This window comes from Pseudomonas paraveronii (assembly GCF_963681955.1).
Lineage (GTDB): Bacteria > Pseudomonadota > Gammaproteobacteria > Pseudomonadales > Pseudomonadaceae > Aquipseudomonas > Aquipseudomonas paraveronii.
Window position 1 is genome coordinate 1,635,313 of the sequence record NZ_OY817130.1, and the last position, 22,760, is coordinate 1,658,072.

Genomic DNA, 22,760 nt, shown 5'->3' on the forward strand with positions numbered 1-22,760 from the left:
CGGTGGTCAATGGCCAGTCATTGATCAATTGCACTAGGAGAGTGGACATGCCCAAGAACAAAGCCCCAACCCCTCGGATGCTGGATGCGCCCTGGATTCCAGCAGCCCTGCCATTTCTGGATGATGAGGTGGCTTACAAGATACACCGGTTGGATCAACTCGCCCCGTTGGCAGTGGAAGTGTCTGTACTTTGGCCAGGTGTAGATCTGCTTGACCCCGGTGAGGTGACACGTATTACCTGGCTATGGGATAACCAGCCGGTCGGCGATGTGAAGCAATTGGAAGCCCCCTATAATGAACTTGATCTACCGAAAGTGGCTACGGAGATACCGATCATCCTTCTGGACGTGCCCGGCTTGCACAGTTTGCAATACATCGTTGAGCTGGTCCCTGGCAACGATGCAGACCCTTCATTTCCGATCCAGGTTGACTTGGACAAGTTCGCGCCTAATCAAGGGCAGCAACCTAGCAGGTTGATGTTTGACGACTACATTCAAAATAACGGCGTCACTGATGAGTATTTAGCCGACCCCGCCAACAATGACGAAGTCGTGGCAATTGTGCCGCGATGGCCCGATATGCGCCTGGAGGATCGCGTTGACGGTAAGTTGACGCTGTTGCCGGCGCTCCGAGGCCCACATTCGCGCAACGACGACATAGTGGCATCGGTGGAAATCACTCAGGCTCATAAAAACGGTGCTCCCATCGAACTGGCATTTAGAGGCGAAACGTTTCGCTTACTGCCCAGCAATCGAGAGCTCTCCGCCCAATACTATTTGACTGACCGCACCGGTTGGCAGGGGCCAGCGTCGCGTACATCCGTGGTGCTGAATGCCATCACGCCCTCGCCAATAGCTTTTCCCGCGCCAGAGGTGCCACAAGCCTTCGGCTTGGGAGCGAACGGGCTGATTGATCTGGAAGATGCCCGTGAAAATGGTGGCGTCTACATGAATATCCTAGAAATCGTTGGCGCAGATGAGGGCGACGTGGTGACGCCTTCCTGGAACTTGATTCCCCTTCCACAGATCATCGTGGGTCCTTTCCAGGTGTGGCCAGTGCGTGTGCCAATCCCTTGGCTGACCCTGGCCCAAGGCGGCTTCGAGCTGGCAGGCGGGATCATCCGGGCCAGCTACACCTGGCAGCGAGGAATCGGTGCTGCCCGGCCATCCGTCGTCAGGTTCGTCCCCGTAGACCTGACTGCAGTGGGCGAACTTAACCCGGAGAACCCCAATTTCATCAACCCTCTGCTTCTGCTTCCAACCGTCAAAGGTGTGACGGGCGATGATGTATTGACCATCCTCGACCGAGATAAGCCCGCTAATGTGGAATTGGTGTTGGGCGTTGACTTCAATGTGGGTGATCTGCTGGAGCTGATTTGGAATGACAACCCCGTGCCGGTGGATACCCACTCTGTAGCTATCGGTGAGAATCCGGGAGCGGTCATCCCGTTCCAGATTCCCTGGGCGCTCATCGACCCGGTTGGCAATGCACTGACCAATCTCTTCTACCGCACGTTCAATGGCGTGAATCGCCAGCGCTCAAACAACAAAGTCATCACTGTGGTGGTTTCGCCGATTTTGGGGCTAAAGTCCACCCGATACCCGGACGTGAACTACGCTCCAGGACCCGATTCCGGGTTTATTGGTTGCGCGCTCACTCCTCACCCCTCTTATGGCGTTCAGGTGTTTGTCCCGGGGGACGATACGCGCCTTCGGGTAGGCGATGTGTTGCGATTGAGCTGGGTGGGCTATGCCAGCCCCAATGGCAACCTCAGTCATGTGATCAGCGGCTCTGAAGGCGAGTGGGATTCTCCGCCCTTGACCTTGGAATGGGTGCAAAACGGTTACCCGTTCACGGTGCCGTTCAATCCCCATGTGTCGTTACCTGGGTTGGTCAAACCAGACGACTATCCCCATAAGCCGATCTACGGCTCAGCCACTACAAGTTACAAGGTGATTCGTGGTGGGGTGACAGTCGGCGGGTCGAATCCTAGCTTGGTGCTGGTCACTTTGATTCGCCCAAACAATGCACCGCCTTGTATTGCACCTGACTGAGTTAGCGTACGAAGGGGAAGGGCGCAATGCCCTTCCCCTTTGATCGGAACGCAGTTGAAAGCACTTTCTGATAGAACCATTTGTGCTTTTCAAAGCCTGGTAAATGCGCGCAGGTAGTGAAAAAAAGAAGGCTCACTGTTTTTAGCTGTTGATTGCGCAGCAGCATACTTTTTTGTCTTTGACAAGTTGTGAGTCTTGACAGTTACGCAATCACTGAGACCCCTGTTTAATGAGCCTACCGTCGTCAGGTTGTACTGATCTGCGGTGATGAAAAGCGATATCTCCAATAACAGGGTCGCAGGTCTGAGGGTGAAATGCCGTTGTCCGATCCTGATCCGTCCATTGATGCAAGGAGCTTAGGATCATGTCAAACAAACAGTCTTCAATGAGTGCCAAACCGCTCGCCGATGAGGGGGCGCGGCGTTCGCGTTACCGTCGAGTCGCCGACGACCCGTTGGCCCCCCCGCCTATTATTTTGAATGCGCTTCCTGATGTAGCAGGGGACGATCAACACAATGTGCTTTCCAGATCCGTTCAGCTCTTGGGTATGAAGATATCTATAGATCGATGGTTTCCTCTTGCTGATCCGGGTGAAGTCGATACCGCTTTTTTCTACGCCAATGGCAAGCTGGTCGGGTTCTACACCTATGACGGTGATGATCCTGCCCCACCTGATCCGGTCGAGATCACCCTTAACTCCGTCGCGGAGCTTCGCACCCACGGTATCAAGGAAATCACCTTTAAGATTGAGCATGCCAACGGCAATACCGCGTTCTCAGAGATAGAGACGGTGTTTGTCGACACTATCGATCCTAACTACAACAACCAGCCGCCTGCGATTGGTCTACCTGTCGATTTGACAGGAGACATCACGCCGGCATATTTGACCGGTAAGCCCGGGCTGATCTGCTCCATTCCACGGTTGGCAGACACCCGGCCGGGAGACACGTGGCAAGCGTTTTTCGGAGATGCCGATGAAATCGGCGTCAGCGGTGTTTTTCCCGACACTGGCAATGCCAGCTGTACGTTCATCACCGCTAATATCATGTCTGCCGGGCCTGGCGATTACGCTATCAGGTTTATCGCGACTGATCGTGCGGGTAACGCCACGCAGTTCTCCTTTCCCAGGACGGTCACTGTCAGAGTCAGCGAGCCGCCGGTGCTCGGTACGCTGTCAGTCGTGGAAGGGCCTTTGGTGAACAAGGAAGAGGCGCGTAACGGTGTTACGGTGCAGCTTTCGACGATTACAGATTTTTTGTCGGACGATATTGTTCGGGTGTTCTGGGAAGGCACGCCGGTCGCTTCAAGGCCGGTCGGATTGTTTCCGATTTTTCCTTTCGAGTTCCCTGTTTTGTTCGCCCAAATCGCCGAGCCCGGCGAGCTCTATACAGCCAATATTGAGTGTACGGTAAGCCGTGCAACTGCTCCCGTTACCACGACCGTGGAGGTGGACCTGGTTGAGCCCGGTACCGGCAACCCAGGCCCGGGGCCGGTGGATGACTTGCTTGATAAACCGGTTGTTCGCGGCGGCGTTGAAATGCTCGAAAACCAATTGGTGGAAAGTGATCGCAACACCGCCGCCACCGCCACTTTCACGATTCCAGAAAACCTGGTGGTCGGCGATTTCATTGACATTATTTACGGCACCATGGGAGGGATGGCGGGCTCCACCTATACTGTAACGGGAACCGAACTTCCGGATTTTGAGGTCGTACTGCCTATTGCTTGGTCGATTATCGAGCTGTACGGCAATGGAGATATCCCGTGTTATTACAGGATCCGCAACGCGAACAACTACAAGCATTCACCTAGTCAAGAGGTAGAAGTCAGCATCTACAGCCTCAATGGCCTGGCGGATGCAGAGTTCACGGTGAAAAGCCCGACACGAGGTACGCTCAATTGTGAAGCGGGGCTTAGCCCGCGGCCTTGGGTGGGGGTCCCTATCTTTATCAAAGACACCGTCACGCTGGCATTGAATGACTTGGTTACTGTTCATGCGGTCCGCTATGCCTTTGCCGATAACACCACACCGGTAGGCGATCCCATAGAGTCGCCGGAGCAAGAGGTCTCGTTCAACGATATCCAGAATGGCTTCACTGTAACGCTCGACCTTGGGGCGTGGTTCAGGGCTCACACCGCCAGTGGGGGGCGCGGGTGGGTGGGCGTCACTTGGAGCATTTTCCGACCAAGTACAGGCGATCGAGGCACCTCGGACGAAGTGCAAATCCAGTGGGATTTCCGTGTCGCGGCTCCACCGCTGAACACGTGTGTACCTGGTGCGACGCGGGCCGGTACGCTTTGATCGACCCGTTGACCCTGTGACCCGCCTCGGCAGCCACAGGGTTAATGAGATGGTCACCCCTTACACCCTGTGATGGCTACGCCTTCACAGGGTGTTTTTGTTTTCGCAGGTCATCATCATGAGCAAGTCAGCACTGATCGGTATCGGCAACCGATGTCAGCGCGATTCAGGTTGAAAAGGAGCAGTTAAGGAAAGTCCTACATAACGCGGTAACTCCAGTCTTTAGTCTTCGCGCCGTGGAAAACGGAAGCCTAGTCGGTAGGGCCTCCGGGTTCGAACTGGTACTTTTACTGAGGTTAACTGGACATGCATACGACTGACTCTTCCCGTTTTAAATACTCTCGTTTATCGACAGCGATTAAGCTGATCGCCGTCGCACCCCTCTACTTCATGAGCTCCCAGGCCATGGCGCTGGAGGATCTTGATGGTAAAACCAAAAACGTCTACGCCGGCGACTTTGCGGACTCTTTCACGCTGAGAAACAATGCCACGCTGAATCTTTATGAAGGCGCATTGGCACGTAGTGTTGTGGCGGCCAACTCGACCTTGAACATGGAGGGTGCGCGGGTTGCGTCGACCACCGCTGGCACCGCGGTCGTGTTGACCAACAGCAAGGCGCAGATCAACAACTCGCTGATCACCAGCTCCGTGGCGGGCGGCCTGGATGTCGTGCGCAATTCGACTACCTCTACGGGCAGCGAAGCGTACCTTAACTTCAGCGAAGTACGTGGTGCCACCTACGGCGCCAATGTGACCTCGCACAGCACGCTGTATCTCAACGACTCGAAACTGTTCGGCGGTAGCCAGGCCGGCCTGATCTTGCGCGGTGGTGCGGCTGAGGCGTTCAACAGCGAAATCACCGGTGCTACCAACGGCATCCGCATGACTCGCGAACACAGCACTGTACCCAACTCTCCGCAATTGCGCTTGGAAGGTACACGCGTAGAAGGGCTTGCTGGTGCTGCGATCAGGGTCGATACGCCGATCACTGCTGAAATCGATGTGAATAACGGCTCCACGCTTATTGGCAGTGACGGCACGATGGTCGAACTGGCCAATAGCGGCAACGCCAACATGCGTGTTAACAGCAGCATGCTGGCCGGTAACATCCTGGTCGGTATGGACAGCACACTGGACCTGAGCCTTGACCGCGCCATCATGAACGGCGACGTGATCAACACTGGCGGCAACGCGAGTGTCGGTCTCAACAACGGCTCGATCCTCACCGGCCGCCTGGAGAACGTCGACAAACTGGCGATCAACAGCGACGCCACCTGGGTGATGGTCGACCACCAGCAGGTCGGCGACTTGTCCCTGAGCGGCGGTAACGTCAAGTTCGGCGAGACCGGTACGTTCTACCAGTTGGACGTGGCCAACCTGTCGGGTAACGGCACCTTCATCATGAGCGCGGACTTTGCCACCCTGACCGGCGATTTCCTTAACGTGACCGGCACCTCGTCGGGCGACCACAAACTGCTGATCGCCAGCAGCGGCGCCGACCCGTTGAGCGATGACCGCCTGCACGTGGTACACACCGCCGACGGTGGCGCCCAGTTCAGCCTGATCGGCGACCGCGTGGATGTGGGTACCTACTCCTACAGCCTGATCAATGAAAACGACGGCCAGGATTGGCTGCTCGATCCGGACAGCAAGGTGATCAGCCCGAGCACCAACTCGGTGTTGGCGTTGTTCAACGCAGCCCCCACTGTGCTGCTGGGTGAAATGACCACCCTGCGTACCCGCATGGGCGAACTGCGCTTCAGCGAAGGCCAGTCGGCCGGGTTCTGGACCCGCGCCTATGGCAACAAGTATGAGGTGTCCAACGACAAGACCGGCCTGGGCTACAACCAGTCGCAACGCGGCTTTACCCTCGGTGCCGACGCGCCGGTAGCGGCTGGCGATGGCCAGTGGTTGATCGGTGCAATGGTCGGTCACAGCACCTCGGACCTGGACTTGAACCGTGGCAGCAGTGCAACCGTCAACAGCTACTATGTCGGCGGTTACGCCACCTGGCTGGATGCCGAGAGCGGCTTCTACTTCGACGGCGTGCTCAAGTTCAACCGCTTGCACAACGAGTCCAATGTGGCCATGAGCGACGGCAAGAAAGCCAAGGGCAACTACACGCAAAACGCGGTGGGCGCGTCGGCAGAAGTCGGTCGCCACATCACGCTGGACGACGGTTTCTTCGTTGAACCGTATGGTCAACTTGCTGCTGTGATCACCCAGGCGCAGAGCTACACGCTGGACAACGGCCTGGATGCCAAGGGTGACCGCTCCAGCACGGTGATCGGTGAGCTCGGTACCACCGTGGGGCGCACTATCCAGCTGGAAAGCGGCGGCGTATTGCAGCCGTACTTGAAGGCGGCGGTGGCCCACGAGTTCGACCAGAGCAACAAAGTGTTCGTCAACGACAACGCGTTTAACAACGACTTGTCGGGTTCGCGCCTGAAGCTGGGTGCGGGTGTGGCGATGTCGGTGTCGCAGAACGTGAAGCTGCATGCGGATCTGGAACACAGCACGGGCAAGAACATCAAACAGCCGTTTGGGATGAATGTGGGGTTGCGGTATGATTTTTAAGCCGCTTCACAGGCTTGTTATTCAGGTTGGCGATTGTGCATGAATAAACATAAGGCCGGTTTCAAAAGAAACCGGCCTTATGGTTTGGGCGCGCATTAAATATAATCGCGTAAGCGTCTTTTATAGCGCTATAACGGACACTTTGTTACTGCCTGTATTGCAAACATAAGCGAAAGCGCCGTTCTTGCTTACACCAATGCCTTCGGGGGTGTTGAAGCCACTGATGCTGCTGATAACAGTGTCCGTGCTGGTGTCAATAATGTGCACCCTGTTACCAATGGCTTCAGATATGTAGGCTCTCTCTGTAATCGGATTCATTGCAACTCCATTGGGTGCGTTGAAGCCGGTCAGTATTTTGCTGATTGTATTGGTGACCATATTTAGTACTAGAACAGTGGTGCCAGTGTTGTTTAGCCCGCGGTTGGTAATATAAGCTTTTGGTGCGTGGAAGTTATGCGGGCTGGTGGCGATATCTCTTGGGTAAGAGGTGCCTGAAATGTCGCCAATGAGACTTCCATTGCCTGCCGGGTTGATCATCGTAATGACACTTTGGGAGGGAGCATACAGTCGAGTATATTCAGGGTTGAATGCTAGTCCAGTGGGGTAGATGACTTTCAGGCTGTTCAGGCGTGCTCCTGTTTGGGCATTGTGAACATATACAAATGCATCGTAATTGCAGGAAAAATATGCTTTTGTTCCGTCTTCGTTGAAAGCTATCCCATAAATACGGTTAAAGCCGGTTATGGTCTGGATGATGGTGTTTGTCGCGAGGTTGACGACCGAAGCGGTTTTTGTGCCCAGGTTGCCCACGAAGAGGCGCGCGCCATCAGGGTGAATGGCAAGCCTGTAGGGGCTTGAGAACCCTGAGATGGTGTCAATCACTGTGTTGGTACGAGTGTTGATAACGGATACTGTGTGCGAGGTATAATTCGTTACATAGGCACGAGCGCCATCTGCACTCAGTACAATGTGAACCGGGAAAGTGCCGACAGTGATCTCTTTTATTACGCCTGTTTCTCTTTTAACAATATAGCGAGGTATTTTTAGCTCAGTTGCAGTATTGAACTGGTTGGTGCCATCAAGAGAAACCCTGACTTTGACATCTAGCGTCGTCCCAGCGGACAGTGGTAGTTGATAGTCAAGTGGAATAGGCTCGTTGATCTCTTTCGCATTTGCCTCTGCTATCGTTACGCGTCTTCCATCGGCCAATTCAGTGTCGTTCTCACCGTCCAACGCGATCCATAGGCTTTGGCCCGAGCTCATGAATGGATAGCCCAGAATCCGCACAGTGTTATTCGTATGCGTATCGAATTGATTTTCGACTGCCTCGGGTACTGATACGACGTCCACGGACGCGTCTGGAAGTGGCTGCACCTCTAGGTCCAGTATATTGGAAGGTATAGTGGAACTCGCACGTTCCACTGTGTACCCCACTTGCGCATGTTGATTGAGGGTGGCAGCAATAGCGCTGTTGGTGACCTGAAAATCGACGAATCCCGCATTGGCGTTACCGCTTTTCGGCGAAATTGATGGGGTACCCGCGCCAGACGGTCCTCTGAAGTAAGGTTTGATCAAATCGGTGTTGAGCATGTCGTACCTCACACGAAGCGTAAACACCGGCGGGTTTAGCACGTGTGTGGGGTTTATCGTAGCGCTTTGCCCGGGCACTATGACGGTCGCCTCAAGAATTTCCGGAACATCAAGATTCAGTGGTGCGCCGACCCGCATATCCACCGGGAAGGAAAGGCGATCACGCTGGCCATCTTTCTTCAGTATGTAATATATTTTCGCCGAGTAGTTGAGGTTTGCTAAGACAATAGTTCGAGGGACGTCGAAATAGAGGTCTTGGTTTAACCATAGATCTGTCATAGGGAATGGTTTGTTGTAGCTGCCGCCCGCTGCAGATCCTTCGAAGTACAGGGTGATGGTAGAGCCAGCGACGAACGCCGCATTCCGTGGGACGATAATAGTTGCTCCGAAGTGACTGACTTCCGGATTGAATACATGATCCGGTGGTGGAGCTTCTTCGATCCGTACTATCGGCATTGATTCGACAAGGTTACCGACATTGAAGTTGGCAATCTGGGAGTGACGAGTACCTTCAGAGTTTGTTACTTCATAACTGACATCCAATGTGCCGCCTTCCAGTTGAGCAATCTCTCCATTGGGGCCATTTGTAATATTGAAGGTTATATTGCCGTCGCCGGCCGGCCGGGGACCGATGGGTCGGTAGTAGTTGCCGCCAGTGGGATAGGTACCAATCAGATGTACCAGTACCGCGTCAAAATAATCTTGACCGGTATAGGCGTTGATTTTGATGGTTACGTTTAAAGACTCCGCTGGTATATTGCCGTCGGGTGCCTGAAGTATATGTGCGGGAGGTAGCTCGACTGGAGTGGAGTTGCCGATCACCTCCAGTACATTGACTCGTGAACGGCGATTGGGTGTAACGCCGGTACGCACACGTTCGAAGCGCACGCGCCAGGAGCCTCCAACCACTTCCTGCAGGTCTGCGAACGGAATGGGGATATGTAAATTTACGAAAATTGAGTTGATGGTGCCGAAGTATTCTTTAACCACAACCGAGCCTCCGGCAGTGTGTCCTTCGGCGCGAACTTTGATTTCATCGAATTTCAAGTAATCCTTACCGGGGACGTTGATGACAAGTGTCGCGGGTTCCCCCTCGAGCAAATTAATGTCTACGCGGCCATTATCGTCAACCTCAGCAATAAAGGGCTTGTCCAGCAGTGGATGTGGGTTACCGATCAGCGATTGAATGATTGTGACGGGGGAAGCACCGTCCATTCTGTTTCCTGCCTCGTCAATCACAAAGTACTGAGAGACGATATCGCCGTAGCCGACGTTGATCCAGGTACTGTTGTAAACCATTATGACGATAGGCTCCGTGCCCGCCGCTTCACCTTCCGTTACCGAATGCTTGACGACATGACCGTTGAGAAGGAGCCATATAACGTCTCGAGCGGCCCAGTTATAGCGAGGTGAAAGACCTGTTCGATTAGGGTACCTGTTGATGCTGACGGCGACACCTGTTCCTGCATCTTCATCAGTAACGCCGTCGTCAATAATGTGCTGTTCAAATTGGGGCGCATCGACATTCTGATTATACGAAAGATCCTGATCCGGGTCCGGTCCGCCAGGCTTGAAATCGTCGACAAAAAATCTGAAGTGCGCTGTCTCGTCAGTTCCGCCGCCTGCTCGGGTAACCCTAAAGAAACAAGGGGCTACCGCACCATAGTCCAGCCAGGCCTGAGATACATACAGCGGTATTGACAGTCCCCGATCCGCCTGAATATCGGTAACCGTCGTTGAGTCTGCCGGGATTTCACTTTTTCCAAAAAAGAGCTCAATGAAGTCAAACTCTTGCATGAGTAGGTAGGGGCGCAGAATGCAGAGCAAACCTTTTTCCGGGTTGAGGTTTTTCGCCGATTCATTGATGGCCCCGTCATAACCGATATAGGGCTGCCTGAGGCCCGGAATATCGAGGACCAGGTCGGAGAAGGGGATCGGGGTTCGAACCTCGGGGTTTTCAAGGTCGAATTCATAGATGTTCCCTGTTTCAGGCGAGGGGCGAGGTGTCGGTCCGGGCGTTGGCACAGACATAGGCACAATCTCCGGACATTGGCAGTCGTACTCACTTTGGAAAGGGGCATTGGGTACGTTTGGCATGGTCGTGATCCTTGAGTGGAAGATGAAGGCCTCGCCACCATCACTAAATGAGACCTCATATCCATTCAATGCCAAAGAAAAGTACGGCGACAGCTGTGAGAATTGACAGTGCCGACTAACGGTCAGGGCTGGCGGTTCCAATGCCTGAACAGCGGCTCCGCCAGAAACAACACGAACAACAAGCGCATCACCTGCATCGCCGTCACCAACGGCACCGACAGTTGCAGGGTTTCAGCGGTCAAACTCATCTCGGCAATACCGCCGGGCATCATGCCCAGGGTCAATGAGCGCAGGTCCAGTTGGGTCAGCGCACTCAAGCCCACGGCGGCCAGCGTCGCCAGCACCATGGTCAAGGCGGTGCCGATCAAGGTGCGCGCCATGAACGACGGCGCACTGCGAAAGAACTGACGATTGAAGTGGCAACCCAAGCCGCTGCCGATCAGCCACTGGCCGAGCTGGCTGCCGCCGTCGGGCAGGCCGATGTGCAGGTCCCACACCACACTGGCGGTGGCACTCACCAGCAGCGGCCCGAACAACCATGGGTTCGGCTGACGCAAGCGCTGCCAGCCCCAGGCCACCAGCGCGCCGGCGGGAAACAGCAGCGCCAGCCAGGCCCAGCTCACGGGTGCTGGATGAAACTGCGGCGCGCCACCGTCGAGCACATACTTGAAGATCGCCGGTACGCACAGCACCACCACCAACACTCGCAGACTCTGCCCCGCCGCGACCCGGCTGAGCACCGCGCCATTGCGCGCGCCGAGGTTGACCATCTCGCCGGAACCGCCCGGCATGCTGGAGAAAAACGCGGTGGCGCGGTCTTCACCACTGCGGCGCATCAACCACACGCCGACCACGCTCGACAGGCTGGTAACCAGCGCGCCGAAGAAGATCAAACCGAAGTGGCTCATCACCTGTTCGATCACCAGCGGAGTGAAGTGCAGGCCGATGCCGATACCCACCACCCATTGGCCGCCTTTGCGCCCGCCGGGAATCTCCGCCAACTGCCACGGCGTGAGGCAACGCACGAGGATGATCGCCAGCAATGAACCGACCATATACGGCAATGGCCAGCCGATCAGGCTGGCCAGGTAACCGCCGGCCAGACCGACCAGCGGTGTTCCCCACCAATGTTTAAAGGTGACTTCAGACATCGGCCACGGCACGCCGCTGCAGCGCACGTTTGCGGTAGATGCGTACCAGCGGCAACAGCAGCATCACGGCGGTCAATACCCAGACGCCGAAGGTGATCGGGCTCGACCACAGGATCTCCAGCGCACCGTTGGAGATCGACAGCGCACGGCGCAGGTTCTGTTCCATCAGGCCGCCGAGGATAAAGCCCAGCAACACCGGCGACAGCGGGAAGTCCAGTTTGCGCAGGATGTAGCCGAAGATGCCGATCCCGATCATCAGGAACAGATCGAACGTGGTGGCGTGAACCGCGTACACCCCGATTGCAGTGATGATCGCGATCACCGGCACCAGCGCCCAGTTCGGTACGGCAAGGATGCGCGTGAAGAGGCGGATCATCGGGATGTTGAGGATCACCAGCATGGTGTTGGCGATGAACAACGAGGCGATCAGGCCCCAGACGATATCCGGTTGCTGTTGGAACAACAGCGGGCCGGGCGTGATGTTATACAGCGACAGGGCGCCGATCATCACCGCCGTGGTGCCCGAACCCGGTACGCCCAGGGTCAGCATCGGCACCAGCGCGCCGCAGGCGGAGGCGCCGATGGCGGTTTCCGGTGCCGCCAGACCGCGCATGTCACCCTGTCCGAATTTACCGCTGGCCCCGGCCAGGCGTTTCTCGGTCATGTAGGCCACCGCCGACGCCAAGGTCGCACCGGCGCCCGGTAATACGCCCATGATGAAACCGAGCAGGCCGCAACGGATGTTCACCACAAACACCGACGAGGCTTCCTTCAGGTTAAACATCATCCGTCCGGTGGCTTTTACCGCTTCCTGGCCACGGTGGGTTTTTTCCAGCAGCAACAGGATCTCGCTGATGGAGAACAGGCCCAACACCAACACCACGAACTGGATGCCGTCGGTCAGGTGGATATTATCGCCGGTAAAACGGTACACGCCGCTGTTGGCGTCGATGCCCACCGCCGACAGGAACAGGCCGATCAGCGCCGCGACAAAGGTCTTCAGCGGTTTGTCACCGGCCATGCCGCCGAGGCAGACAATCGCGAACACCATCAGTACGAAATATTCCGCCGGGCCAAAAGCAATCGCCCATTTGGCCAGCAGCGGGGCAAACAGCACCATGCCGCAGGTGGCGATAAACGCGCCGATGAACGAACTCCACGCTGACAACGACAAGGCCACACCGGCCAGGCCTTTGCGGGCCATCGGGTAACCGTCGAGGGTGGTCATCACGGTGGAGGCTTCGCCCGGGATGTTCAGCAGGATCGAGCTGATACGCCCGCCGTATTCGCAGCCCAGGTACACGGCCGCCAGCAGGATCAGCGCCGACTCCGGCGGCAGGCCCAGGGCGAACGCGATGGGGATCAACAGCGCCACGCCGTTGATCGGGCCCAGGCCCGGCAGCAGGCCGACCACGGTGCCGATCAAGGTGCCGCACAGCGCGGTCACCAGGTTGTAGGGGGACAGTGCCACGCCGAAGCCCTGGCCCAAATAGCCGAAAGTATCCATATCAGTTCTCCAGAACGTCGAGCAGGCCGAGGGGCAGCGGAACGTCCATGGCTTTATCGAACAGCAGATAAAGGCCGACGCTCATCAAGGTGATGATCACCGCACCGGGCAACCAGCGGCCGCCATACAGCCGTGCCATTGGAATACCGATCAACATGCTGCTGAGAATGAAACCCAGGGATTCGAAGGTGCCGGCAAACACGATCAACAGTGCGACGCAGATGCCGATCTTGATCAGGGTGGCGCGGTCCAGCGCGGGTTCTTCTTCGGTGTGTTTGGTCGGCTGCGGGCGAAACAGCATGTAGATCAGCGCCAGGCTCATCAGCCCGAGCATCAGCAGTGGAAAGGCCCGAGGCCCCACGGGTTCGTAGGAAAACGACGCCTGGTAGGGCCAGGCCATCAATGCCAGGACCGCGCAGGCCAGCAGCAGCACGGCGGCGAATATGCGTTGTAAGAGCATCTAGAACTCCTGGGTCACGCCCCGGGTTCAGCAGGGCGTGGCCGAACGGCAGAGGGGGCGATTACTGGATCAGGCCGAACTCTTTGGCCAGCACTTTGTAGTCCGCCACCTGTTTCTTCACGTAGGTGTCCAGCTCCGGGCCGGTCATGGCGAATGGGAACAGCTCGCGCTGGTCACGCAGCTTGGCGAAGTCTTCGGAGGCCAGCAGTTTGTCGAAGGCATCTTTCCACCAGGCGTAGTCGGCATCGCTGACTTTTGGCCCGAGGTAGAAGCCGCGTACCACCGGCCAGACGATGTCGTAGCCTTGCTCTTTGGCGGTGGGAATATTCTTCATTTCCGGCTCGTCCAGGCGCTCGTCAGAGAACACCGCGAGCAGACGCATGTCGCCGCTGAGGATGTGCGGCATGGAGTCGGAGATGTCGGTACTGCCCACTTGGATATGCCCACCGAGCAGGGCGGTGGCGATTTCACCGCCGCCTTCCAGCGCCACATAGCGCAGGTCGCGTGGGTTGATCCCGGCGGCTTTGGCGATCAGGGCGGTTTGCATCCAGTCCTGGCTACCCACGGTGCCGCCGGAACCGATGACCACTTTGCTCGGATCTTTCTTCAGTGCTTGCACCAGATCGTCGAGATTTTTGTAAGGCGAATCACTTTTTACCGCAATCGCGCCGTAGCTGGTGCCGACTGCCGCCAGCCACCGCACGGCGCTTTCATCGAAACGCCCGAACTTGCCCTGGGCCAGGTTCAACAGCGAACCGCTGGACCAGGCCACCAGGGTCCCACCGTCCGCCGGGCGTTGCGCGACCACGGCGTTGTAGGCCACCGCGCCGACGCCGCCGGGCATGTAGGTCACGCGCATCGGCTTGCTCAGCAGCCTCTCGTTGACCAGCGCGCTTTGCGCCAGTTTGCAGGTCAGGTCAAAACCGCCGCCGGGGGAGGCCGGCGCGATGCATTCCGGGCGCTTGGGTTCGTCGGCGGCCAGCAGTTGGCCGGCGAACAGCATGCAGCCGGCGGCGAGGGCGAATTTACGCAATGAAAGGGTCATGGTGATCTCCGTCGTTGTTGTTATGAGTGGCTATTACCAGGCACTGCTTACCAGAGCGCGACGCTGTAGCTGACCAGCAGGCGTACTTCGTCCGCATCACGGGCTGAATAGTTGGAGCGATAGGTCGCATTGCGCAGGCGCACGGCCACATCCTTGAACGTGCCGCTTTGCACCACGTACTTGATCTCGCTGTTGCGCTCCCACTCCTTGCCGGTTTCGCCGTTCTTGAGCTTGATATGGTCACCCGAGAGGTAACGGCTCATGAAACTCAGGCCGGGAATGCCCAGCTTGGCGAAGTCGAAGTCGTAGCGTGCCTGCCAGGAGCGCTCTTCGGCGCCGGCAAAGTCGTTGATCTGCACGAAGTTGACCAGGTACGGGTCGCTGCCATCCACATACGGAAACGCGCTGTCGCCGGACATGTGCTGGTAGCCGGCGCTGAGCTTATGGCCATTTAGGGCATAGCTGAACAGGCCGTTGAGGGAGGTGTTGTCGATTTTACCGCCACGGGCGACGCCGGTGTCATCGCTGATCGCCAGGCGCAGGTCGGCGCCGAAGGTGCCGGGGCCCATCGGGCGCGCGGCCACCAGGCCGAGGAAGTGCTGACGGTACACGTCATCGAGCTGGGCGAAGTGGTAGCTGCCGGTGATCTTGTCGGCGAACTTGTAGTCGACGCCGCCGAAGTTGAAATGCTTACCGGTGGCGCCGCTGAGGAAGCGGCTGTTCTTGTTGTTGAGGGCGATGTCCTCGTAATTGGTGTCGTCGCGGTCCTTGGCTTTATCCAGGCGGCCGCCGGTGAACACCAGGTTTTTGAATTCTTTCGAGGTGATCAGGCCGCCGTTGAAGGTTTGCGGCAGGATGCGCCCGTCGTTGGGCTTGAGGATCGGCAGCTCGGGGATCAGCGCGCCGATCTTCAGCTCGGTGGCGGAGATCTTCACTTTGCCGGTCAGGCCCAGCTTGGAATACTCGTTGGCGGCGCGGCCATCGTCATGCGTGGGCAGCAGGCCGGTGCCGGTGCGGTCGGGGCTGGAGTCGAGCTTGACGCCGAGCATGCCCAGCGCATCCACGCCAAAGCCGACGGTGCCGTCGGTGTAGCCCGATTGCAGGTTGAGCATGAAGCCCTGGGCCCATTCGTCACGTTTGGATTGCTGCGCGCTGGTGCCGTCGCGAAAGTCGCGGTTGAAGTACATGTTGCGGGTTTCCAGGGTCGCGCTGCTGTCTTCGAAGAAGGCGGCTTGGGCAAGCGGCGAAAAGCCGGCAAGGGCGGCGGCACTGGCAAGGGCGGTCTGGGTCAGGCGGGAAAAACGCACAGGCGGGTAAGCCTGGGGCTGTGTCGACAGCATCGTTGAGTACTCCGTTATTGTTCTTATTTTGGCGAAAACGCTTCGAGGCGTTTTTCGGGCGCTACGGGTCAGGTAGCTCGGCGGGCATGGCCTACCGTGGCTGGATGCTAAACGGCGAAGCTTTCACTAACCTTTCAGTTGCCTTTCAATGTTTTCGGGCTTCACAGGCCAGGCCGCGCCTGTAAACTGCCTCGCAAAGCGTGGCGCCGACCACCCCCGAATGAGGTAGAAATCCATGCGCGTCCTCCTGGTTGAAGACCATTTGCAACTGGCTGAAAGTGTCGCCCAGGCGCTCAAGAGCACGGGGTTGACCGTCGACGTATTGCACGATGGCGTGTCCGCTGACCTGGCCTTGAGCAGTGAGGAATACGCGGTGGCGATCCTTGATGTGGGCTTGCCGCGCATGGATGGTTTCGAGGTGCTGGCGCGTTTGCGAGCGCGTGGGAAAAATCTGCCAGTGCTGATGCTGACGGCGCGCAGTGATGTGAAAGACCGCGTGCATGGCCTGAACCTGGGCGCCGACGACTACCTGGCCAAGCCGTTCGAGCTGACGGAGCTGGAGGCGCGGGTCAAGGCGCTGTTGCGGCGCAGCGTGCTCGGCGGCGAGCGCCAGCAGGCGTGCGGCGTGCTGGTCTACGACCTCGACACCCGCCGCTTCACGGTCGGCGGCGAGTTGATGACCCTCACGTCCCGCGAGCAAGCCGTGCTTGAAGCGCTGATCGCGCGGCCGGGCCGGGTGATGAGTAAGGAGCAACTGGCTTCCCAGGTGTTTGGCCTCGACGAAGAGGCCAGCCCGGATGCCATCGAAATCTACATACATCGCCTGCGCAAGAAACTCGACGGCCAGCCCATCGCCATCGTGACGTTCCGTGGCCTCGGCTACCTGCTGGAAGCCCGCGATGCATAAGCCCAGCAGCCTGCGCTGGCGGCTGTTATGGAACCTGGCGCTGTTGCTGGTGCTGTTGATGGTCGCCAGCGGCATGAGCGCCTACTGGAACGGCCGCGAAGCCGCCGACACCGCCTATGACCGCACCTTGTTGGCCTCGGCACGCACGATTGCCGCCGGCCTGACCCAGGTCGACGGCACCTTGAGCGCGAATGTGCCATATGTGGCCCTGGACACGTTTGCCTACGACAGCGCCGGGCGTATTTATTACCAGGTCAATGACATCAATCAGAAGCTGATTTCCGGTTATGAAAACCTGCCCGGCCCGCCGCCTGGCACGCCGCGCACCGATGACTACCCGGCGTTGGCACGTTTTTACGACGCCACGTACCAGGGCCAGGCAGTGCGCGTAGTGAGCCTGCTCAAGGCGGTCTCCGAACCGAACATGAACGGCATGGCGGAAATCCGCGTGGCCGAGACCGATGAAGCGCGCGTCAGCATGGCCCGCGGCCTGATGGCCGACACCTTGCTGCGCCTGGGCATGCTCGCCATCGGCGCATTGTTGCTGGTGTGGTTTGCCGTGAGCGCGGCGCTGCGCCCGCTGGAGCGCCTGCGCACGGCCGTGGAAGAGCGCCAGCCCGATGACCTGCGGCCATTACCACTGGTCGAAGTGCAGCTTGAGTTCGGCCCGCTGGTGCGTTCCCTCAACCATTTCACCGAACGCCTGCGGGGCCAGTTCGAGCGTCAGGCACAGTTTATCGCCGACGCTGCCCACGAACTGCGCACGCCACTGGCCGCGCTCAAGGCGCGCCTGGAACTCGGCCTGCGCGCCGAAGACCCGGCCATCTGGCGCAGCACCTTGGAAACTGCTGCGCAAGGCACCGACCGCCTGACCCATCTGGCCAATCAATTGCTGTCCCTGGCGCGCATTGAAAACGGCGCACGGGCGATTGCCGAAGGTGGCGCGCAATTGCTCGACCTCAGCCAGTTGGCCCGCGAGCTGGGCATGGCCATGGCGCCGTTGGCCCATGCGCGTGGGGTGGCGCTGGCGTTGGAGGCGGATACTCCCGTGTGGCTGCGCGGGGAACCGACGCTGCTCAACGAACTGCTGAGCAACCTGGTGGATAACGCCCTGGCCCATACGCGGCCCGGCGGCAATGTGATCCTGCGCGTGACGGCGCCGGCGGTGCTGGAAGTGGAAGATGATGGCCCGGGCATTCCGCTGGGCGAGCGCGACCGCGTGTTCGAGCGCTTCTATCGCCGCAGCCAGCAGGGCATGGGCTCTGGCCTGGGCCTGGCGATTGTCGGTGAAATCTGTCGCGCGCATCTGGCCCAGATCAGCCTGCATGATGGCGAATCGGCAGGCTTGAAAGTGCGGGTCAGTTTTATCGCCGGTTGATCAGTAGAACATCGACCGTGCTTCATCCAGCTCTGCACGCACGCTGTCGCTGTAAGGGTCCAGGCGCAGTTTCTTGATCGCCGGCAGGCTGGAGACCGGCACATCCGCCAGCGGATGCGCGGTGCCACGATGGCAATACAGCACGGCAACTTGGACCAGGTCGATATAGTCGAGGCTCGCAGAGTCGCGTTCCAGGTCGAGGTATTGGCCTGGCAGTTTCGCCAGCATTTCCGGGAAGTCCCAGACAGCCAGCAGTTTGTCGCCGAGCATCGGGTGGATGCTCTCGATCATGTGGTTGAGGCTGACCGGGTCAGAGAGCAATTCGTAATGGTCTTCGGCGTAGGTCAGGATCGGCAGCACACCGATCTGATGCACCAGCCCGCCGAGTGCTGCCTGGTCCGGCTTGAGCTGGCTGTGGCTGCGGCACAAGGCATAGCTGACGCCGGCCACTTCCAGGCTGCGGCGCCAGACGTCGCGCATTTTCTGTTCGACCACTTCGGAGCGGGCGTGGAAGATCTGCTCCATCACCAGGCCGATCGCCAGGTTGCTGCTGTAGTTGGTGCCCAGCCGGGTGATGGCGGTGTGCAGGTCGGTGACTTCCTGCGTGGCCCGCAACAGCGGGCTGTTGACCACTTTGATCAAGCGCGCCGACAACGCGGTGTCGCGACCGATCACTTTGCTCAAGTGGCTGATGCCGATCTCCGGGTCTTCGGCGGCCTGACGAATGTTCAGGGCCACTTCCGGTAATGTCGGTAGCACCAGGTCATCGTTGTTGATGGCCGCAATCAAAGCCTGTTGGACTTTTTCCGCCAGCTCGTTCATTCATGCTCTCTAAGGTGTTGCAAAGGGGTGCGGCGATCAGTGCTGGATCTCTCGATCCCGGTCCAGTTGGTACGGCAGCTCAAGCAGTTGCAAGCCGGGACCTTCGAGGGTGCCTAAATGCACATCGCCACTCTCGGCAGCTTCGGCTTGCAGTACGGCCAGAAGTTCAACCCCTTGGTCAGCTTTTGCCGCGATCACCACTTCGCCGATCGAACTGTTGTGGCTGGGAGAAAACAGTGGGGTGCCGGGCTCGGGCAATTCAGCGGCATTCAGGCTCAGGCGGTACAGGCGACGCTTGAGTTTGCCCAGGTATTGCATACGCGCGACGATTTCCTGGCCGGTGTAGCAGCCTTTCTTGAAGCTGACGCCGCCCACGGCCTGCAGGTTGAGCATCTGTGGGATAAACAGCTCGCGGGTCTGCGGCATGACCTGGCCGATGCCGGCGCGGACTTGGCCCAGCAGCCATTCATTCAAGTCAGCCTGTTGCAACTGCGCGGCCAATTGGCTGCGCACGGCTTCGGCTTGCTCGGCGGGCGCCCACAGTTCGATGCGACCTGGGGATACGCGGATAGCGATCAACTGTTCGCTGCGGGCGACGCTGTCGGTCGCGGCCGGCAGCTCCAGACCGAGGCTTGCCAGCGCCTGATCCGCGTCCGCCAGGCCGAAACGCGCCCAGGCGGCGCTTTCGTCGGTGAGTTTGGATTTGGAGAACACCGCGTACTTCTTCAGGTCCGCCAGTTGCGGTTCCAGCAACTCGGTGGCCATGGCAAGCAGCACGCCATCACTTTGCAACAGGATGCGAAAGCTCGACTGCATGCGGCCTTTCTGCGTGCAGCGCGCGCCGAGGCTGGCCTGGGTGTCGCTCAGGTAATTAAGGTTACAGGTGAGTTGGCCTTGCAGGAACTTGGCAGCGTCGGCGCCGCGGACGGCCAGAACGCCTTCGTGGGTGAGGGGGCAGAAGAAAGCAGAGTCAGCCATGGGTCATCGCAGGTCAAAAAGTCATAGGTGCATCATAGAGGGGCGCCCGACAAATGGATAGTTTCTGTAGGGGGCGACCAAAGCCGACTGTTCCGGCGCCTTAGGGCCTGTATACTTGCAATCTATTTGAGGAGCGTTCCATGGTCGAAGATGTAGAACTTAATCGCCTCTACTGGCACAGCCGTCGCGGCATGCTTGAGCTGGATGTGTTGTTGGTGCCGTTCGTCCGAGAGGTTTACTCGACGCTCAACCAAGTGGATCGCGACTGTTACGTCCGCCTGCTGGAATGCGAAGACCAGGACATGTTTGGCTGGTTCATGGAACGCGCCGAATCGGAAGATCCGGAGCTGCAGCGCATGGTTCGGATGATTCTGGATCGTGTCCAGCCCAAGTAATCCCGTCTTCGAATGCCGCTGGCAGGCCTCGCGGCTGTTGCTGGCGGCCTATCTCCTTGCCCAGTCGTTCGCGCTGGGTGCGCTGCTGCTGCTCGACCTGCCTTATTCAAGCCTTGGCCTGTTGCTGTGCCTGGCTCACGCCGCCTGGGTTATCCCGCGCCATATCCGGCTGACTCACCGTTCGTCGATTCGCGGCCTGCGCCGTGATGAAAACGGGTGGCAGTTATGGAGCGCTGCGCGTGGCTGGCACCGCGTGCAGCTACGTCCCGACAGCCTGGCGCTGCCGTTGATCGTAGTGCTGCGCTATCGGGTACAGGGCGAATGGGCGGTGCGGTCGATCTGCGTGCCCAGCGATTCGCAGGCCGCCGATGTCCACCGGCGCCTGCGGGTTCGCCTGAAGTTCAGTCGCCGTAGGTGGTTGGCACCAGAATAGTATCGCGGGCCTCGGGCAGCATCTGCGGGTAGTCGAGGGTGTAATGCAGGCCCCGGCTTTCCTTGCGTTCCATGGCCGAGCGGATCATCAGTTCCGCCACTTGGGCCAGGTTGCGCAACTCAATCAAGTCGCGGCTGACTTTATAGTTGCTGTAGAACTCGTCGATCTCATCCAGCAACAGTCGCACGCGGTGTTGCGCGCGTTGCAGGCGTTTGTTGGTGCGCACGATGCCTACATAGTCCCACATGAAGCGCCGCAGTTCGTCCCAGTTGTGGGCGATGATCACGTCTTCGTCCGAATCGGTCACCTGGCTGGCGTCCCAGCGGGGAAGGGCGGCGGGTACGGGGATGTGCGGCAATTGTTCAAGAATGTCTGCCGCCGCCGAGCGCGCATAGACGAAACATTCGAGCAGCGAGTTGCTGGCCATGCGGTTGGCACCGTGCAGGCCGGTGAAGCTGGTTTCGCCGATTGCGTACAGGCCGGGTACGTCGGTGCGCCCGTGTTGGTCGACCATCACGCCGCCGCAGGTATAGTGCGCGGCCGGCACCACCGGGATCGGGCCTTTGGTGATGTCGATGTTGAAGGTCAGGCAGCGCTCGTAGACCGTCGGGAAGTGGGTCTTGATGAATGCTTCGGGTTTGTGGCTGATGTCCAGGTAGACGCAGTCGATGCCCAGGCGCTTCATTTCATGGTCGATGGCGCGGGCGACGATGTCGCGTGGGGCCAGTTCGGCGCGCGGGTCGAAGCGCTGCATGAAGCGCTCGCCATTCGGCAGTTTCAGGTGTGCGCCTTCGCCACGCAGGGCTTCGGTGATCAGGAAACTCTTGGCCTGCGGGTGGTACAGGCAGGTGGGGTGGAACTGGTTGAATTCCAGGTTGGCCACCCGGCAGCCCGAGCGCCAGGCCATGGCGATGCCGTCGCCACAGGCACCGTCGGGGTTGCTGGTATAGAGATAGACCTTGGCCGCGCCGCCCGAGGCGAGAAGGGTGAAGCGGGCGCCGTAGGTGTCGACTTCGCCGCTGTTGCGGTTGAGCACGTAGGCGCCGAGGCAGCGCTCGCCCGGCAGGCCCAGGCGTTTCTCGGTGATCAGGTCGACGGCGACCCGTTGCTCGAGCAATTCGATGTTCGGGCGTTGGCGGGCTTGTTCGAGCAGGGTCTTGAAGATCGCGGCACCGGTGGCGTCGGCGGCGTGGATGATGCGCCGATGGCTGTGCCCGCCTTCGCGGGTCAGGTGGAACTCGAAGCCGCCGTCATCACTGCCCGCGTGATCATCACGGGTAAACGGCACGCCCTGGTCGATCAGCCATTGAATCGCTTCGCGGCTATGTTCGACGGTAAAGCGCACCGCGTCTTCGTGGCACAGGCCGCCGCCGGCGTTGAGGGTGTCTTCGACGTGGGACTGCACCGTGTCGGTGTCGTCCAGCACGGCGGCAACACCGCCCTGGGCCCAGAACGTCGAGCCATTGGCCAGGTCGCCTTTACTCAGCACTGCAATGCGCAGGTGGCTGGGGAGGGTCAGCGCAAGGCTTAAGCCGGCCGCGCCGCTGCCAATCACCAGGACATCGTGTTGAAACTGTTGGCTCATTTGAAGGATTCCGCAAAAAGCGATCCACAGGGGCTGGCGCAAACAGGACGCCTGGATCGGCGAATCAAAGGGTCACACGGGCTACTAGTATATAGAGGGGGGGAGCGGCACAATAGCCGCGCATTCGTGGCAGTGTGAA

16 protein-coding genes are annotated in these 22,760 nt (G+C 58.8%); 7 read left to right on the plus strand and 9 right to left on the minus strand.

Features of this window, described 5'->3' with window-relative positions; translation table 11 throughout:
• Positions 1 to 47: 47 nt before the first annotated feature.
• The 3 genes from U5A08_RS07310 to U5A08_RS07320 all read left to right on the plus strand — a co-directional run bounded on the left by U5A08_RS07310 (position 48) and on the right by U5A08_RS07320 (position 6,933).
• Positions 48 to 2,054 (plus strand): hypothetical protein, encoded by a 2,007-nt coding sequence (locus U5A08_RS07310; protein ID WP_321851000.1) that lies wholly within the window; start codon positions 48 to 50, stop codon positions 2,052 to 2,054.
• A 364-nt stretch (positions 2,055 to 2,418) separates the two neighbouring features.
• Entirely contained in the window at positions 2,419 to 4,356 is a 1,938-nt protein-coding gene (locus U5A08_RS07315; RefSeq protein ID WP_321851002.1) for a hypothetical protein, read from the plus strand.
• Positions 4,357 to 4,662: 306 nt separating this feature from the next.
• Complete coding sequence (locus tag U5A08_RS07320; protein WP_321851004.1) at positions 4,663 to 6,933, plus strand: autotransporter outer membrane beta-barrel domain-containing protein; 2,271 nt, start codon at positions 4,663 to 4,665, stop codon at positions 6,931 to 6,933.
• Between the two features lie 120 nt (positions 6,934 to 7,053).
• Here the strand turns inward: U5A08_RS07320 and U5A08_RS07325 are convergent, their stop codons facing one another.
• The 6 genes from U5A08_RS07325 to U5A08_RS07350 all read right to left on the minus strand — a co-directional run bounded on the left by U5A08_RS07325 (position 7,054) and on the right by U5A08_RS07350 (position 16,123).
• Positions 7,054 to 10,620 carry a YncE family protein gene (locus U5A08_RS07325; RefSeq protein WP_321851006.1) on the minus strand — a complete coding sequence of 1,189 codons (3,567 nt, stop codon included), beginning with the start codon at positions 10,618 to 10,620 and terminating at the stop codon, positions 7,054 to 7,056.
• 122 nt (positions 10,621 to 10,742) lie between these two features.
• Positions 10,743 to 11,771 (minus strand): AbrB family transcriptional regulator, encoded by a 1,029-nt coding sequence (locus U5A08_RS07330; protein WP_321851007.1) that lies wholly within the window; start codon positions 11,769 to 11,771, stop codon positions 10,743 to 10,745.
• A complete protein-coding gene (locus U5A08_RS07335; protein ID WP_253393991.1) occupies positions 11,764 to 13,278 on the minus strand; it encodes a tripartite tricarboxylate transporter permease in 1,515 nt (504 codons plus the stop codon). Before U5A08_RS07335 ends, U5A08_RS07330 begins: the two co-directional genes overlap by 8 nt.
• A gap of 1 nt (position 13,279) precedes the next feature.
• Positions 13,280 to 13,738: a tripartite tricarboxylate transporter TctB family protein gene (locus U5A08_RS07340; protein ID WP_253393993.1), complete on the minus strand. Its 459-nt coding sequence runs from the start codon at positions 13,736 to 13,738 to the stop codon at positions 13,280 to 13,282.
• Positions 13,739 to 13,799: 61 nt separating this feature from the next.
• The gene (locus U5A08_RS07345) at positions 13,800 to 14,789 is read right to left on the minus strand and encodes a Bug family tripartite tricarboxylate transporter substrate binding protein (protein WP_321852186.1); all 990 of its coding nucleotides are present in this window, start codon (positions 14,787 to 14,789) and stop codon (positions 13,800 to 13,802) included.
• A gap of 41 nt (positions 14,790 to 14,830) precedes the next feature.
• Positions 14,831 to 16,123 carry an OprD family porin gene (locus U5A08_RS07350; RefSeq protein ID WP_321851008.1) on the minus strand — a complete coding sequence of 431 codons (1,293 nt, stop codon included), beginning with the start codon at positions 16,121 to 16,123 and terminating at the stop codon, positions 14,831 to 14,833.
• A 235-nt stretch (positions 16,124 to 16,358) separates the two neighbouring features.
• Here U5A08_RS07350 and U5A08_RS07355 point away from each other — a divergent pair, with 235 nt between their 5' ends.
• Together U5A08_RS07355 and U5A08_RS07360 are read left to right on the plus strand one after the other, a co-directional pair.
• Complete coding sequence (locus U5A08_RS07355) at positions 16,359 to 17,030, plus strand: response regulator (protein ID WP_253393997.1); 672 nt, start codon at positions 16,359 to 16,361, stop codon at positions 17,028 to 17,030.
• Complete coding sequence (locus U5A08_RS07360) at positions 17,023 to 18,408, plus strand: sensor histidine kinase (RefSeq protein WP_321851009.1); 1,386 nt, start codon at positions 17,023 to 17,025, stop codon at positions 18,406 to 18,408. Before U5A08_RS07355 ends, U5A08_RS07360 begins: the two co-directional genes overlap by 8 nt.
• Here the strand turns inward: U5A08_RS07360 and U5A08_RS07365 are convergent, their stop codons facing one another.
• Together U5A08_RS07365 and ygfZ are read right to left on the minus strand one after the other, a co-directional pair.
• Complete coding sequence (locus U5A08_RS07365; protein ID WP_253394001.1) at positions 18,409 to 19,230, minus strand: HDOD domain-containing protein; 822 nt, start codon at positions 19,228 to 19,230, stop codon at positions 18,409 to 18,411.
• A gap of 36 nt (positions 19,231 to 19,266) precedes the next feature.
• Positions 19,267 to 20,208, minus strand: coding sequence for a CAF17-like 4Fe-4S cluster assembly/insertion protein YgfZ (gene ygfZ / locus U5A08_RS07370; RefSeq protein WP_253394002.1), 942 nt, complete (start codon positions 20,206 to 20,208; stop codon positions 19,267 to 19,269).
• A gap of 140 nt (positions 20,209 to 20,348) precedes the next feature.
• On the opposite strand from ygfZ, the gene U5A08_RS07375 reads away from it, so the two are divergent.
• Positions 20,349 to 20,603 carry an FAD assembly factor SdhE gene (locus tag U5A08_RS07375; protein WP_247400426.1) on the plus strand — a complete coding sequence of 85 codons (255 nt, stop codon included), beginning with the start codon at positions 20,349 to 20,351 and terminating at the stop codon, positions 20,601 to 20,603.
• Complete coding sequence (locus U5A08_RS07380; protein ID WP_321851012.1) at positions 20,587 to 21,036, plus strand: protein YgfX; 450 nt, start codon at positions 20,587 to 20,589, stop codon at positions 21,034 to 21,036. Before U5A08_RS07375 ends, U5A08_RS07380 begins: the two co-directional genes overlap by 17 nt.
• Here the strand turns inward: U5A08_RS07380 and nadB are convergent.
• Positions 21,005 to 22,621 (minus strand): L-aspartate oxidase, encoded by a 1,617-nt coding sequence (gene nadB, locus U5A08_RS07385; protein WP_253394004.1) that lies wholly within the window; start codon positions 22,619 to 22,621, stop codon positions 21,005 to 21,007. The two genes, U5A08_RS07380 and nadB, sit on opposite strands and share 32 nt — an antisense overlap.
• Positions 22,622 to 22,760: the final 139 nt, after the last annotated feature.

What these genes read in the sequence shown, in the direction of transcription:
- U5A08_RS07360 (WP_321851009.1), top strand. Translation starts at nt 17,023, where the DNA reads ATGCATAAGCCCAGCAGCCTGCGCTGGCGGCTGTTATGGAACCTGGCG.
- U5A08_RS07355 (WP_253393997.1), top strand. Translation starts at nt 16,359, where the DNA reads ATGCGCGTCCTCCTGGTTGAAGACCATTTGCAACTGGCTGAAAGTGTC.
- U5A08_RS07310 (WP_321851000.1), top strand. Translation starts at nt 48, where the DNA reads ATGCCCAAGAACAAAGCCCCAACCCCTCGGATGCTGGATGCGCCCTGG.
- U5A08_RS07330 (WP_321851007.1), bottom strand. Translation starts at nt 11,771, where the DNA reads ATGTCTGAAGTCACCTTTAAACATTGGTGGGGAACACCGCTGGTCGGT.
- U5A08_RS07350 (WP_321851008.1), bottom strand. Translation starts at nt 16,123, where the DNA reads ATGCTGTCGACACAGCCCCAGGCTTACCCGCCTGTGCGTTTTTCCCGC.
- U5A08_RS07340 (WP_253393993.1), bottom strand. Translation starts at nt 13,738, where the DNA reads ATGCTCTTACAACGCATATTCGCCGCCGTGCTGCTGCTGGCCTGCGCG.
- U5A08_RS07335 (WP_253393991.1), bottom strand. Translation starts at nt 13,278, where the DNA reads ATGGATACTTTCGGCTATTTGGGCCAGGGCTTCGGCGTGGCACTGTCC.
- U5A08_RS07315 (WP_321851002.1), top strand. Translation starts at nt 2,419, where the DNA reads ATGTCAAACAAACAGTCTTCAATGAGTGCCAAACCGCTCGCCGATGAG.
- nadB (WP_253394004.1), bottom strand. Translation starts at nt 22,621, where the DNA reads ATGAGCCAACAGTTTCAACACGATGTCCTGGTGATTGGCAGCGGCGCG.
- ygfZ (WP_253394002.1), bottom strand. Translation starts at nt 20,208, where the DNA reads ATGGCTGACTCTGCTTTCTTCTGCCCCCTCACCCACGAAGGCGTTCTG.
- U5A08_RS07320 (WP_321851004.1), top strand. Translation starts at nt 4,663, where the DNA reads ATGCATACGACTGACTCTTCCCGTTTTAAATACTCTCGTTTATCGACA.
- U5A08_RS07365 (WP_253394001.1), bottom strand. Translation starts at nt 19,230, where the DNA reads ATGAACGAGCTGGCGGAAAAAGTCCAACAGGCTTTGATTGCGGCCATC.
- U5A08_RS07375 (WP_247400426.1), top strand. Translation starts at nt 20,349, where the DNA reads ATGGTCGAAGATGTAGAACTTAATCGCCTCTACTGGCACAGCCGTCGC.
- U5A08_RS07325 (WP_321851006.1), bottom strand. Translation starts at nt 10,620, where the DNA reads ATGCCAAACGTACCCAATGCCCCTTTCCAAAGTGAGTACGACTGCCAA.